Annotated in this window: 15 protein-coding genes; 3 read left to right on the top strand and 12 right to left on the bottom strand. The window is 43.4% G+C overall.

What is annotated here, in order from left to right:
* Positions 1-109 precede the first annotated feature (109 nt).
* The gene (locus tag BLA28_RS31250) at positions 110-964 is read left to right on the top strand and encodes a transglutaminase-like domain-containing protein (RefSeq protein WP_069155444.1); all 855 of its coding nucleotides are present in this window, start codon (positions 110-112) and stop codon (positions 962-964) included.
* Positions 965-1,066: 102 nt separating this feature from the next.
* Here the strand turns inward: BLA28_RS31250 and BLA28_RS31245 are convergent, their stop codons facing one another.
* The 5 genes from BLA28_RS31245 to BLA28_RS31225 all read right to left on the bottom strand — a co-directional run bounded on the left by BLA28_RS31245 (position 1,067) and on the right by BLA28_RS31225 (position 4,802).
* Complete coding sequence (locus BLA28_RS31245; RefSeq protein WP_044972560.1) at positions 1,067-1,486, bottom strand: amino acid-binding protein; 420 nt, start codon at positions 1,484-1,486, stop codon at positions 1,067-1,069.
* A gap of 190 nt (positions 1,487-1,676) precedes the next feature.
* A complete protein-coding gene (locus BLA28_RS31240) occupies positions 1,677-2,141 on the bottom strand; it encodes a helix-turn-helix domain-containing protein (RefSeq protein ID WP_009253998.1) in 465 nt (154 codons plus the stop codon).
* 206 nt (positions 2,142-2,347) lie between these two features.
* A complete protein-coding gene (locus BLA28_RS31235; protein ID WP_141702842.1) occupies positions 2,348-2,872 on the bottom strand; it encodes a hypothetical protein in 525 nt (174 codons plus the stop codon).
* 497 nt (positions 2,873-3,369) lie between these two features.
* Positions 3,370-4,152 carry a sugar phosphate isomerase/epimerase family protein gene (locus tag BLA28_RS31230; RefSeq protein WP_069155446.1) on the bottom strand — a complete coding sequence of 261 codons (783 nt, stop codon included), beginning with the start codon at positions 4,150-4,152 and terminating at the stop codon, positions 3,370-3,372.
* 125 nt (positions 4,153-4,277) lie between these two features.
* Positions 4,278-4,802, bottom strand: a complete 525-nt coding sequence (locus tag BLA28_RS31225; RefSeq protein WP_069155447.1) for a GNAT family N-acetyltransferase — start codon at positions 4,800-4,802, stop codon at positions 4,278-4,280.
* Between the two features lie 410 nt (positions 4,803-5,212).
* Between BLA28_RS31225 and BLA28_RS31220 the strand changes: the two genes are divergently transcribed.
* Positions 5,213-6,094, top strand: coding sequence for a PD-(D/E)XK nuclease family transposase (locus tag BLA28_RS31220; protein WP_081329756.1), 882 nt, complete (start codon positions 5,213-5,215; stop codon positions 6,092-6,094).
* A gap of 212 nt (positions 6,095-6,306) precedes the next feature.
* On the opposite strand, the gene BLA28_RS31215 is transcribed toward BLA28_RS31220, so the two are convergent.
* Together BLA28_RS31215 and BLA28_RS31210 are read right to left on the bottom strand one after the other, a co-directional pair.
* Positions 6,307-6,633 (bottom strand): cytidylate kinase-like family protein, encoded by a 327-nt coding sequence (locus BLA28_RS31215; protein WP_242880536.1) that lies wholly within the window; start codon positions 6,631-6,633, stop codon positions 6,307-6,309.
* A gap of 11 nt (positions 6,634-6,644) precedes the next feature.
* Positions 6,645-7,079, bottom strand: a complete 435-nt coding sequence (locus BLA28_RS31210) for a GNAT family N-acetyltransferase (protein ID WP_069155448.1) — start codon at positions 7,077-7,079, stop codon at positions 6,645-6,647.
* 373 nt (positions 7,080-7,452) lie between these two features.
* Between BLA28_RS31210 and BLA28_RS31205 the strand changes: the two genes are divergently transcribed.
* On the top strand, positions 7,453-8,367 hold the full coding sequence (locus BLA28_RS31205; RefSeq protein ID WP_081329757.1) for an Rpn family recombination-promoting nuclease/putative transposase: 915 nt from the start codon (positions 7,453-7,455) through the stop codon (positions 8,365-8,367).
* A 105-nt stretch (positions 8,368-8,472) separates the two neighbouring features.
* On the opposite strand, the gene BLA28_RS31200 is transcribed toward BLA28_RS31205, so the two are convergent.
* The 5 genes from BLA28_RS31200 to BLA28_RS31180 are packed head-to-tail and all read right to left on the bottom strand — an operon-like array spanning position 8,473 to position 12,596.
* A complete protein-coding gene (locus tag BLA28_RS31200; RefSeq protein WP_009253987.1) occupies positions 8,473-9,108 on the bottom strand; it encodes a cytidylate kinase-like family protein in 636 nt (211 codons plus the stop codon).
* A 26-nt stretch (positions 9,109-9,134) separates the two neighbouring features.
* Complete coding sequence (locus BLA28_RS31195; RefSeq protein ID WP_069155449.1) at positions 9,135-9,845, bottom strand: ABC transporter ATP-binding protein; 711 nt, start codon at positions 9,843-9,845, stop codon at positions 9,135-9,137.
* Positions 9,846-9,860: 15 nt separating this feature from the next.
* On the bottom strand, positions 9,861-10,619 hold the full coding sequence (locus BLA28_RS31190) for an ABC transporter ATP-binding protein (protein ID WP_009253985.1): 759 nt from the start codon (positions 10,617-10,619) through the stop codon (positions 9,861-9,863).
* Between the two features lie 2 nt (positions 10,620-10,621).
* On the bottom strand, positions 10,622-11,704 hold the full coding sequence (locus BLA28_RS31185) for a branched-chain amino acid ABC transporter permease (protein WP_044972052.1): 1,083 nt from the start codon (positions 11,702-11,704) through the stop codon (positions 10,622-10,624).
* Positions 11,705-11,714: 10 nt separating this feature from the next.
* A complete protein-coding gene (locus BLA28_RS31180) occupies positions 11,715-12,596 on the bottom strand; it encodes a branched-chain amino acid ABC transporter permease (protein ID WP_009253983.1) in 882 nt (293 codons plus the stop codon).
* Positions 12,597-12,637 lie beyond the last annotated feature (41 nt).

Genomic DNA, 12,637 nt, shown 5'->3' with positions numbered 1-12,637 from the left:
AAAAGCATTTATTATGCCTTGCGCTTTGATATACTCTGCAATTGTGCGGCCTTCCCTGCTGTGTTACAATTGAGCTGACAGGAAATAAGCAGAAAGGCGGGCAATAGTTATGGGGATGGATTATCCGGCGCTGTTAGGAGAAAATCAAAGCTTTCGCTCAGACTATCCGGCTGAGATTAAGTATGTATTCAGCTGCAAAGAATATGAAAGTCTGGAAAAAGAATATGGCATTCGTGAAACTGCCGGAAAGGGCAGCACATTTTTACAGGCGGTAAATCTGTTGGAATGGGTGAATAAGAACATAAGACATAAAGGAAATTATGATAATTCTGATCCTCAGGATGCCCTGCATTTACTCACTCTGGCTTATAAAAAGGATAATACCGGGATTAACTGTCTGTCAATGTCCATAATTCTGTCCGAATGTCTTCTGGCATCGGGGATTTATGCAAGAGTGGTATATATGATGCCTAAGGCAGCAGATGACGGGGATAACCATGTGGTGGCGGAGGCTTTTATTGCGGAATGGAATAAATGGATAATGCTTGATCCTACCTATGGAAGCTATTGCTGCGATTCTTCGGGAGAAGTACTGAACCTGTACGAAATAAGAAAACGGATTATAAACGATGAAGAATATTTTTTCTCCGAGAAGCTCAATTATAATGGAGAGACGGTATCTGATTTGGCAGATTTAAAAGAATATTATGCAAAGAATTTATTTTTCCTGAGAAGCAAGGCCAGACAGGGATATGGAATGCATAGAGAATATGGAGATATGGTGGAAATGGCCCCCATTAATTTTGATGTTCATGAGAGAATGCTTCTGAATTTACAGTATAGGATCCATGAATACGGTGAATGTGATCTTTTCACGGATTGGATGTCTTATGAAAGTCAATTGGATAATAGATATGTGGATATTGAGTCATTTTATGAGCCGCCCTGTGATAGAGAAAATTAAAAAAATCGTCTTGCTGCTGCAGCAAGGCGATTTTTATCGTGAAAGGAATGGTATGGCATATACCTCAGAAGTTTGGCTTAATTATTTAACGATAAAAGTATGTCAGAAACGCCCTTCTTGTACCACAGTAAATCCTTTTGTGGTCAGACAAGCCTCTACTTCAGTGATATCATCTGTATGGAAAATAAGGATTGGTTTTCCGGAGTTCCGGTTAAAGGATAAATAAACATAATCCACATTAATATTGCTTTCCGAAAGCGCCTGCAGGAGATGATGCAGATTCCCGATTTCGTCGGCTACTTCCACTCCGGTCACGTCGGTAAGCTTACAGAGATAGCCTTCCTTTTCCAAAGCCTGTGCGGCTTTATCCGGTTCGGACACTACCATGCGGACAATGCCGTATTCCGCACTGTCGTTTGTAACGGAGCCGAGGATATTAATCTGCTCAGCTTCCAGGATTCCGGTAATATTTTTTAAAGTAGATTTTCTGTTCTCGGCATAAATTGATAATTGTTTCAGCATATGTTTCCTCCTGGTAATTGGTATCTCAACGTAAATCTGTCCTTTGCAGAAAGATTCGTACCAATATCTATTATACACCATTGTGCTCACAGGAGGAAACGATTTTTGAGTTTGACTGATTTTGTGTATCAATGGCCTTTAGTCAATCGTATTTCAAATCCGCGGGGAACTTTTCCCGATTAAGAAAAATTTACTCGCATTCTTTCGCATTATTACTGCGGAATCGGAGACATACAAAGATTGCAATAGCTGTTGCAATCAGAAATTCAGCAAAAATAACGGAAGGATTCCAGATTTCAAAATAAAAATGACCGATTAAATAAACGGCAAAGGTTACAAGATAAATTGCCAGACAGCTGAATAAGCAATGGTAAAAAGTATCTTTCTTCCGTTCCTTTCGTATGATTTCCTTCTGCTGTTTTTCCAGGATTTCCGTTTTAATGGAAAGCTCATCAATTTCAGACGGCCTCAGCAGGTAGTCAATGGTTACATGAAATAAGTCGCTCAGAGCCGGCAGCTTATCTGATTCGGGGATAGCCTGGCCTGATTCCCATTTGGACACCGCCTGTCTGGAAACCTGAAGCTGTTCCGCCAGCTGCTCCTGCGTTAAATTGTTTGCTTTTCGTAATTTTAAGATTTTTTCTGAAATATCCATGATTAGTACCTCCTTATTTTGTGGTTTCAGGATAACAAAAGCTGTGGTTGCATTCCAGAAGCAGTACCGTATATTTAGTCAACTGAGGGTTGCAAAGCATGACTATATCAGTGATTTGAAAAAAAGTAAAGAAAAACCAAGAAGAAATCTGGCGAGCTAAATTGCTGATTTTGTGACATTGTTATGAGAGATTATTCTGTAGTAAGCTATGGAATATCTGTTGTGGCTGTTATCCAATAATCCATTTTCAGGTCAAGAAATTTTTGTATCTCCTGATTTAGTTTATCTGATATTTCCATTATACGTCCGTGGGATTGGACGTAGGGATTAATGTATCGTTTTTTAGCGGACAGAGTTATCCAACCAGGTGAAGGCGATAAATCTGACTGAGAAAAAGGGGATGGAACAATGTTTTGAGGAAGAGAATTGTTATGGCAGGGATTATCTAAAGTACGTTTTGTCCGGGAAAGATTTCTAAATATTTCCCAGGCTTTTTTTGTTTCCTGAACAGACATTAATTTAGATATAACCTGGGATTCAGTGGTATATAAATCTTCCCGGGTAAGAATTTCTCTATTTAATGCATAATGGAGAATATCTGCAAGGAATTTCATAGCGAAGCGATCATCATCAGATACGTCATTTATTGAATTTTTCAGAGAACATAAAGAAAAGTCCAATGCAAGTTCTGAAGATGTAAACATAATTTCATTTTCCTGATCTTCATTCATCCCAATGATAAGATCCGAATAATAAGAAATAATATCATTTAATGATTTTAAACCGAAACTCCGAAATTTTCGAAACGAATATTCCAGCCTGTCAGCCGACAGCTTTGGAGAATTATTATCCGCTATAGGATATATATGGTAATTACAGACCTCCTCCAAAGAAATTGCGTATTTTTTTAGTAACTGCATAAGCTGACCGGATTGATAAATTAATACTCACAACCGCAGTCCATACCTATTGACTTCAGGCGCAGCAATGCATCTGTGGCTGAGAATTCCCTGAGAAATAAAGGTATCTCTGAATGATAGATTTGATTAAGTAACATTTTTATCCTCTTATAAAGTATATTTTTTATTGGTTATACAGCAAAAATATTTTGTAAAGCTGGGTATCATTTTGCGCCGCAGGCTAGACAATGAGAAGCATACTTATCACTGCGGCGATAATTGTGATTCTTACTTATTGGAAATCTCCTAAACTATAAAAAAATTAAAGTTTATGCCATTCTCATCTCATCAATTTTTTTCGCTTTTTGATAAGCTAAGTTTAAAAACTGCTGAATTGACAGGTTCTCATAATCCCAATTCATAGGTTCCAAGGTTGTGGCACCTTGATAACCAGTAAGTGCTATTGCTTTCATAACATTAACCCAATCTATATTCCCATCAAACGGCAATTGATGTTGATTATGCTTTCCGCCATTATCTTGCAAGTGCAATGCCATTAAGCGCTTTCCATATCGTTTCAGTAAATCATTTTTAGGTGCGTAGTTCATATGATGGCAGCTATCATAACAAAACCCTGCATTCTTTGAGTGGAATACACCTAATACCAACTCGAGATTTTGAATATTACACAGATTTTCAAAGGCAATATTGACATCCAGCTTTTCGGCCTCGCTAATAATCTTTTCCAGTCTTTTGATACCTAAATTGTTTATTGGACTCTCATCATTTGGCAAATGAATAACCATTGTTGGTATATTATATTCGAAGCAATCTTTTACACATTGTAAATAAGTTTGAAATACACTATCTCCATCTAAATTATCTAAAGATAAACAGTTTTGTTCATGAACTGGTGTATGGATATTTTCTATATGTAATCCTGCCTTTCTTGCATATCGAACATCTTTTTGATAACCCATACCTCTGCCAAATTTATCACTCCACCAGAGCATCACACAATCAAAACCGGCATTTTTAATCAATTTATATCTTTCTTCAAATGACACTTCATAACCTGTACCATAGCCAAAGCAATCATATATTCCTATCATTTTATCTCCTATGATTTTGACTTTTTTGTTTTAGTTTTCTTAATGTGAAAAAATAGTCAGTATTTTGAAGGTGTTTTCACAGTATAATGCATTAAACATTACAAAATAAATACAGTTTTCTAAAATCAATCCAGTTCCTTACTCAAATATAAAACCAGGTCATCATCGTTACAGCAATCACCATATGGTGTACAAATCTGATCCCGATACCATACCCCTGAGCCATCCGGTATGTATCCTCTTTTTACATACATGCGCTGGGCACTGCCATACCCTGCATGAAGGCCGACTCCAATACATACAATTTTGGAACGGGTGAGTACTATTTTTTCTGCCGTGTCCATAAGCAGACCTCCGATTCCTTTATTACGGTATTTTTCCAGAACGCCGAAATCCACTATTTCAGGAATGTTTTTATCTGCAAAAGGTCCGGCGGTACAATTCCAGTATACATTTATATAGCCGGCAGGATGATTCTGATATTCTGCTGTAAGTGCGACAGAGATTCCCTTTTTTTCATCTGAAATGCGCATATCATATTTTTGGGGCGAAGCATGCCAGCCCTGCGCACATTCTTCATTACTGAAAATTTGCGGATCCGTATCCTGCATCCTGCGTATGACAATATTATTCTTCATGAAATAAATCATAGGCTGTCCTCCTGAAGGGCTGTACTTTTCTGCTACATACAGTATACAGGTGTATCGGAGGAAGAGCAATAAAGCTTTCTGCTTTATATGGTGTTTCTGTGCTGTATGACAATTAGTTACTGTTCACTCAGTACTGTGCAGTAAATGCACAGTAACGACAATTATATATTGGATAAAATTATGTTTTAAATATCGTTGCATAGCTTATTTTGATATGCTAGAATTTATACAGGCAATGAATTCACCCCATCTGATTTTCTGAAAGATTCTGAACCGTGCCGCAGCAGTGAATCGACTGCCGGACGGTATCTAATGCATGTTTTATGCATGAACTCCTTGCTGACAACAAAATAAGCAGGGAGGAGAAACGGCGTGTCTTCTTTCTGCGTAAATGAAAGAGAGGAACGCCTATGAACGAAAATAGCAGTAACAAAATAACCCTGGAGGCCCTGCCGGAGGATTATGCGTTTAATCTGAGTGATTTTGCCCTGTTTCTGTCTGTTATGAAGAACAAGACAGCTTACGAAAACACTCTGAGCATCATCCTTGATGAGCCGGATCTGAAGCTGAAGGAGGTAAAGGTGGAGCAGGTAGTCCTGAATAAATCAGGGAAACGTGCCATACGTCTGGATGCCTGGGCGCGTGATGAACAGAACCGTCACATTAATACGGAAATGCAGAATGATGCAAAACAGGATAATTTAAGAAAGAGATCCCGTTTTTATCAGGGACTTCTGGATACACCGGTATTAAAATCGGGAAAGAAGACGAAATATAAGCATCTGCCGTCCACAATTATTATTTTTATTACCCATGATGATATATTCCGATATGATTCAGCCATGTATACATTTACCGAGCAATGTGAGGAAGTACCGGGGCTGCATCTGGATGACGGAACAAAAAAGATTTTTCTGAATATGACGAGCAGGAATGGAAGGCCTGAATTAATCAGCCTCCTGCAGTACATGAAAAATACGACTTTGGATAATCCGGAAATAATCGTAAAGGATAAAAGGATACAAAGTCTGGACAGGATAGTGAATGAAGTGAAGCAATCGGAAGAATGGGAGGCTGTGAAGATGAATATTCTTGAGATTGGAATCGAAAAAGGAAAAGCGGCTTCTATTTTGGAATTGTTGGAAGAAACAGGGAAGGTCTCAGAACAGTTAAAGCAAAAGATATTAGCTCAGCATGACTCTGAAACCCTCAGCAAATGGCTGAAGCTGGCCGCAAAAGCCGAGTCGATAGAGGAATTTGAGCGTAGGATAGCTCCTGATAAAGCTACGTGATAATATCCCTTTTTCTAAAAGCCAACCAACAGCCCCCGGACATGAAGAGAATTCATGGCCGGGGCTGTGTAATATTTATGCTCTAAAATTTCAGATATCCCGTTAATCCTGCATCTGCGGATCGGATTTCTTACGTACCTCAATATAGGCCAATATTGCCTCCACAGTATCGTTGAAGCCCAACCTGGAGCTGTCCAGGGACAGATCATAATTCAGGTCATACTTCCATTCTTTTCCGGTATAGTACTTATAATAACGAGCTCTGTAGTGTCCGTTTCGGCAATGAGCTTCACCACCTCATTTTCAGGCTGGCTGTTGACCTTCATGGCCTCCCGGAGGCAGAAGTCTGCCGGGGCATGGACAAATACACGGACCATGCCGGGCATTTCCTTCAGCACATGGTCGGCGCAGCGTCCGATCAGGACGCAGGAGCCTTTCTCCGCCAGCTGGCGGAGAATCTTGGCCTGGTAGGTGAACAGGTTATCGTCTTTTGTAAAGCCGGCGCTTTCCGGGAAGAGCAGCATTGCGCAGTCAAACACAAGAATTATGCTTATTTTGTGCAGTAAATCGAATAGATACGATGTAAATACTCCGAATCTCTAAAAATTTCATTCTTTATTTTACCATCAAAGGAGAAACCCAATCGTTCTACAACTGAAATTGATTTAGGATTTTCTACATAAATAACTGCATCTATTCTCTTGATATTCATACTTTTAGCAGCAAATGCTATTATTTCTTTCAATGCTTCCTGCATATGGTCATTTCCCCAAAATGCTTCTTTTAAGTCATATCCAACTTCTGCACTGGATTTTTCCTTGTTCCAACAGTGAAATCCACAGGTGCCTATTTTAGTTCTATCATTTTTTTTACAAGAAATATCATATTTTTCAGGCGAAGCATGCCAGTCCTGCGCACACTCTTCATCGCTGAAAATCTGCGGATCCGTTTCCTGCATCCTGCGTATGACAATATTATTCTCCATGAAATAAATCGTAGGCTGTCCTCCTGAAGGGCTGTACTTTTCTACTACATACAGTATACAGGTGTATTGGAGGAAGGGCAATAAAGCTTTCTGCTTTATATGCTGTTTCTGTGCTGTATGATAATTATATATTGAATAAAATTATGTTTTAAATATCGTTGCACAGCTTATTTTGGTATGCTAAAATTTATACAGGCAATGAATTCACCCCATCTGATTTTCTGAAAGATTCTGAACCGTGCCGCAGCAGTGAATCGACTGCCGGACGGTATCTAATGCATGTTTTATGCATGAACTCCTTGCTGACAACAAAATAAGCAGGGAGGAGAAACGGCGTGTCTTCTTTCTGCGTAAATGAAAGAGAGGAACGCCTATGAACGAAAATAGCAGTAACAAAACAATCCTGGAGGCTCTGCCGGAGGATTATACGTTTAACCTGAGTGATTTTGCCCTGTTTCTGTCCGTTATGAAGAACAAGACAGCTTACGAAAACACTCTGAGCATCATCCTTGATGAGCCGGATCTGAGGCTGAAGGAGGTAAAGGTGGAGCAGGTAGTCCTGAATAAATCAGGGAAACGTGCCATACGCCTGGATGCCTGGGCACGTGATGAACAGAACCGTCACATTAATACGGAAATGCAGAATGATGCAAAGCAGGATAATTTAAGAAAGAGATCTCGTTTTTATCAGGGACTTCTGGATACACCAGTGTTAAAATCGGGAAAGAAGACGAAATATAAACATCTGCCGTCCACAATTATTATTTTTATTACCCGCGATGATATATTCCGATGTGATTCAGCCATGTATACATTTACAGAACAATGTGAAGAAGTACCGGGGCTGCATCTGGACGACGGAACAAAAAAGATTTTTCTGAATATGACGAGCAGGAATGGAAGGCCTGAATTAATCAGTCTCCTGCAGTACATGAAAAATACGACTTTGGATAATCCGGAAATAATCGTAAATGATAAAAGGATACAAAGCCTGGACAAGATAGTGAATGAAGTGAAGCAATCGGAAGAATGGGAGGCTGTGAAGATGAATATTCTTGAGATTGGAATCGAAAAAGGCATTGAACAAGGCATTGAACAAGGCATTGAACAAGGAAAAGCGGCTTCTATTTTGGAACTATTGGAAGAAACAGGAAAGGTCTCAGAACAGTTAAGGCAAAAGATATTAGATCAGCATGATTCTGAAATCCTCAGCAAATGGCTGAAATTAGCCGCAAAAGCCGAGACAATAGAGGAATTTGAGCGTAGGATAGCTCCGGATAAAGTATAGTGATACTATTCCTTTCTCTAAAAAACTAACCAGTAGCCCCGGACATGAAGAGAAATCATGACCGGGGCTGCTGTAAAATTTATACTCTGAATTTAAAAATTACCGTTATCCCTGCATCTGCGGATCGAATTTCTTACGTACCTCAATGTAGGCCAATATTGCCTCCACAGTACCGTCGAAGCCCAGCCTGGAGCTGTCCAGGGACAGATCATAATTCAGGGCATCCTTCCATTCTTTTCCGGTATAGTACTTATAATAACGAGCTCTGTAGTCGTCCGTTTTGGCAATGAGCTTCACCACCTCATTTTCAGGCTGGCTGTTGACCTTCATGGCCTCACGGAGACAGAAGTCTGCCGGGGCATGGACAAACACGCGGACAACACCGGGCATTTCCTTCAGGACATGGTCGGCGCAGCGTCCGATCAGGACGCAGGAACCTTCTTCTGCCAGCTGGCGGATAATCTTGGCCTGGTAGGTGAACAGGTTATCGTCTTTTGTGAAGCCGGCGCTTTCCGGGGAGAGCAGCTTATTGCTGTGATATCCGCCCGTCAGCAGGGCGCGCAGGCTGTGTACTTTTTTTTCATCCTGGAACAGGGCGGCATTGATGCCGCTGTCTTCGGAGGCCATTGAGATGATTTCCCGGTCATAGTATGGGATCTGCAGGCGTTCTGCCAGCATTTTTCCCACAGTACGGCCGCCGCTGCCATATTGGCGGGCAATGGTAATAATTATTTTCTCCATATAAAATCCCCCTTTGATCTGATTTACTATTCACCCAGGTAGGCTTTTTTGATGGATTCGTCATCGAGAAGGGCATGGGCGTCTCCTTCATTGACGATTCGTCCGGTTTCAAGGACATAAGCACGGTTGGCGATGGAAAGAGCCTTTTTCGCATTCTGTTCCACCAGCAGGATGGTAACGCCCTGCTTGTTAACTTCCGTGATGATATTAAAAATTTCGTTGACGAACAGGGGAGACAGGCCCATGGAAGGTTCATCCATGAGGATAATGCGGGGCTGTGCCATAAGGGCGCGGCCCATGGCCAGCATCTGCTGTTCCCCGCCGGACAGAGTTCCTGCCAGCTGGCGGGTACGTTCCTGCAGCCGGGGGAAACGTTCATATACCTTTTCCAGAGTTTCTGCGATCTGCTTCTTATCCTTGCGGGAATATGCTCCCATCATTAGGTTTTCATAAACGGTAAGATTGGAGAACATACGCCGGCCTTCCGGAACATGGGACATACCCAGCTTTACAATCTGGTTTCCGGGGACGGAGGTTATCTCTTTGCCCTGGAAATTGACGGAGCCGGATTTGGCCTGGAGAATACCGCTGATGGTCTGCAGGGTCGTTGTTTTACCGGCGCCGTTGGCCCCGATGAGGGCGACGATTTCTCCTTCTTCCACATGGAAGGACAGGCCCTTCAATGCGTGGATCATGCCATAATATACATTCAGATTTTCTACGGTAAGCATTGACATAAATTAAGACCTCCTTTAATCGCCCAGATAGGCCTTGATGACCGCCGGGTCGTTCAGCACCTGGGCAGGCGTTCCTTCTGCCAGCAGTTTGCCGAAGTTCAATACATACAGGTATTCACAGATACCCTGTACCAGCTTCATATCATGTTCGATCAGAAGAATGGTCACACCGTATTTTTTACGGACAAGACTGATGGTTTCCATCAGTTCTCCGGTTTCGTTGGGATTCATACCGGCGGCAGGCTCATCCAGCAGGAGAAGCTTGGGGCTGGTGGCAAGCGCACGGGAGATTTCCAGTTTACGCTGTTTGCCGTAGGGCAGGTTGGACGCCAAATCGTTGGCGGAGCTGTCAAGCCCGAATACACTGAGGATTTCCAGTGCCCTTTGATCCATATCCTTTTCTTTTTTGGAATAGCCGCCAAGGTGCAGCATGCTTTCTGCCAGGGAGTAGGTAACCTGGTTATGGAGTCCGGCTTTTACATTATCCAGTACGGACAGTTTTGGGAAAAGGCGGATATTCTGAAAGGTACGGGCGACGCCCATTTTGCAGATATCCGCGGGCTTTTTGCCTATCAGATTTTTCCCGTCCAGGCGGATTCCGCCTTCGGTGGGAAGATATACACCGGTAAGCATGTTGAACACGGTGGTTTTACCGGCTCCGTTGGGGCCGATAAGGCCTACCAGGCCGCCTTCTTCAATCTGCATGGTCAATTCATCTACAGCCCGCAGGCCGCCGAAGGAGATGCTAAGTTTTGTCACATCCAGCATTGCCATAGTTATACCTCCTCCTTATCGGATAATTCGGTCTTTTTCTGCGGGTCACCGGCGCGGCGTGCGGCTCTTTTTTCCAGAAGGCGCGTTTTCAGGCCGGAATTGTTGAAGATCATCATGACGATCAGCAGGATTGCATAAATGAGCATGCGGTAATCGTTAAGGCCGCGCAGAAGCTCAGGCAGAACCGTAAGCAGGGCGGCGGCTATGATGGAACCCCAGATATTGCCCAGACCGCCGAGAACGACGAAAACAAGCACCAGGATGGAGGTGTTGAAGTCGAATTTATTCGCTGTTACCGTGGAAAAATTCATGGCATACAGGGTGCCTGCCATACCGGCAAAGGCTGCGGAAATAACGAAGGCCAGAAGCCGGTAGCGGGTGGCGGAAATACCGATGCTTTCTGCGGCGATACGGTTATCGCGCACAGACATGACGGCGCGTCCGGTCCGGCTGTGAACCAGGTTAAGGATGAGGAACAGGGTGATGAGTATAAGGATAATACCGGAAGTAAAGGAGGAAATTTTGGTAACCCCGCTGACTCCCATGGGCCCGTTGATAATCATTTTTCCCCCGTCCTCCAGGGCGAAGCGCTGTTCCAGAAGGCTGAAATGGAGGCCATTGCCGTCCATTCCTATATAAAGCACATTGATTATGTTTTTTATGATTTCACCGAAGGCAAGCGTGACGATAGCCAGGTAGTCTCCCTTCAGACGTAAAACCGGCACACCAACAATAACCCCGGCCACAGCGGCAAAAATACCGCCGATGATCATGGCGATGGCCAGACGGAGAGGGGCGGAGGGAATCGCCTGGGCAAGGCTGGTGGTCACAACGATGCCGGTGAAGGCGCCGACGGACATAAAGCCTGCATGCCCCAGCGACAGCTCGCCCAGAAAGCCTACGGTCAGGTTTAAGGAAACCGCCATTACAATATAGGCACAGATGGGAACAAGCTGTCCCTTCAGGGAGGAAGAGATATTTCCGGTGGATATCATGATCTGTATTACGATGTAGGCGAGGATAACAATGCCGAAGGAAATCAGGCTGTCACGCCTGCCGGCCATCCGTTTTTTTATAGATTTCATACCATCTACCTCACACTTTCTCATTGATATGTTTGCCCAGCAGGCCGTCAGGCTTGACGATGAGGACAAGTATCAGCATGGCAAAAACCACAGCATCGGAAAGCTGGGTGGAAATATAAGCCTTGGCAAAGATTTCTATGATACCCAGAAGGATACCGCCCAGCATAGCCCCGGGAATGGAGCCGATACCGCCGAAGACAGCAGCGGTAAAAGCCTTGATGCCCGGCATGGAGCCTGTGGTGGGCATAAGGGTGGGGTAAGCGGAACATAAAAGCACGCCGGCAATAGCCGCGAGTCCGGAGCCTATGGCAAAGGTTATGGAAATGGTGGAGTTAACACTGATTCCCATGAGCTGTGCAGCACCCTTATCCTCGGATACGGCACGCATGGCGGTTCCTGTCTTGGTTTTGGTAGTGAACAGGGTCAGGGCTATCATGATAACGATACAGGCCAATACGGTGACAATGGTGACACCGGAAATGGTCAGTTCTCCGTCAAAAAGCTTCAGGGACCAGTTCCCTACTACGGAAGAAAAGGTTTTGGGGCTGGATCCCCATATCAGCAGGGCTGCATTCTGCAGAAAGTAAGATACGCCGATGGCTGTAATGAGTACGGCCAGGGAAGGCGCCTTCCGCAGGGGCTTGTATGCCAGCCGCTCCACAACAATGCCCAGAGCGGTGCAGACAATAATGGAAAACAGCACGGATATAAAAGGGGAAAGGCCCAGATAGCTGGTGGTACAGAAGGAAATATATGCTCCCACCATGATGACATCACCGTGGGCAAAATTCAGCATTTTTGCGATACCATAAACCATGGTATAACCGAGTGCGATGATAGCATAGATACTGCCCAGGCTGACGCCGCTGATCAGATAAGATAAAAAGGTCATGGAATACACCTCACTTTTTCTTGGTGTCGCTGGCCCAGGGC

This window comes from Eisenbergiella tayi, from assembly GCF_001881565.1.
Classification (GTDB): domain Bacteria; phylum Bacillota; class Clostridia; order Lachnospirales; family Lachnospiraceae; genus Eisenbergiella; species Eisenbergiella tayi.
Note: the sequence above shows the minus strand (reverse complement) of the source record. Positions and strands in the feature narration are given on the sequence as shown.

What these genes read in the sequence shown, in the direction of transcription:
- BLA28_RS31250 (WP_069155444.1), top strand. Translation starts at nt 110, where the DNA reads ATGGGGATGGATTATCCGGCGCTGTTAGGAGAAAATCAAAGCTTTCGC.
- BLA28_RS31190 (WP_009253985.1), bottom strand. Translation starts at nt 10,619, where the DNA reads ATGGCAATGCTGGATGTGACAAAACTTAGCATCTCCTTCGGCGGCCTG.
- BLA28_RS31195 (WP_069155449.1), bottom strand. Translation starts at nt 9,845, where the DNA reads ATGTCAATGCTTACCGTAGAAAATCTGAATGTATATTATGGCATGATC.
- BLA28_RS31240 (WP_009253998.1), bottom strand. Translation starts at nt 2,141, where the DNA reads ATGGATATTTCAGAAAAAATCTTAAAATTACGAAAAGCAAACAATTTA.
- BLA28_RS31205 (WP_081329757.1), top strand. Translation starts at nt 7,453, where the DNA reads ATGAACGAAAATAGCAGTAACAAAACAATCCTGGAGGCTCTGCCGGAG.
- BLA28_RS31200 (WP_009253987.1), bottom strand. Translation starts at nt 9,108, where the DNA reads ATGGAGAAAATAATTATTACCATTGCCCGCCAATATGGCAGCGGCGGC.
- BLA28_RS31235 (WP_141702842.1), bottom strand. Translation starts at nt 2,872, where the DNA reads ATGAATGAAGATCAGGAAAATGAAATTATGTTTACATCTTCAGAACTT.
- BLA28_RS31225 (WP_069155447.1), bottom strand. Translation starts at nt 4,802, where the DNA reads ATGATTTATTTCATGAAGAATAATATTGTCATACGCAGGATGCAGGAT.
- BLA28_RS31180 (WP_009253983.1), bottom strand. Translation starts at nt 12,596, where the DNA reads ATGACCTTTTTATCTTATCTGATCAGCGGCGTCAGCCTGGGCAGTATC.
- BLA28_RS31245 (WP_044972560.1), bottom strand. Translation starts at nt 1,486, where the DNA reads ATGCTGAAACAATTATCAATTTATGCCGAGAACAGAAAATCTACTTTA.
- BLA28_RS31185 (WP_044972052.1), bottom strand. Translation starts at nt 11,704, where the DNA reads ATGAAATCTATAAAAAAACGGATGGCCGGCAGGCGTGACAGCCTGATT.
- BLA28_RS31210 (WP_069155448.1), bottom strand. Translation starts at nt 7,079, where the DNA reads ATGGAGAATAATATTGTCATACGCAGGATGCAGGAAACGGATCCGCAG.
- BLA28_RS31220 (WP_081329756.1), top strand. Translation starts at nt 5,213, where the DNA reads ATGAACGAAAATAGCAGTAACAAAATAACCCTGGAGGCCCTGCCGGAG.
- BLA28_RS31230 (WP_069155446.1), bottom strand. Translation starts at nt 4,152, where the DNA reads ATGATAGGAATATATGATTGCTTTGGCTATGGTACAGGTTATGAAGTG.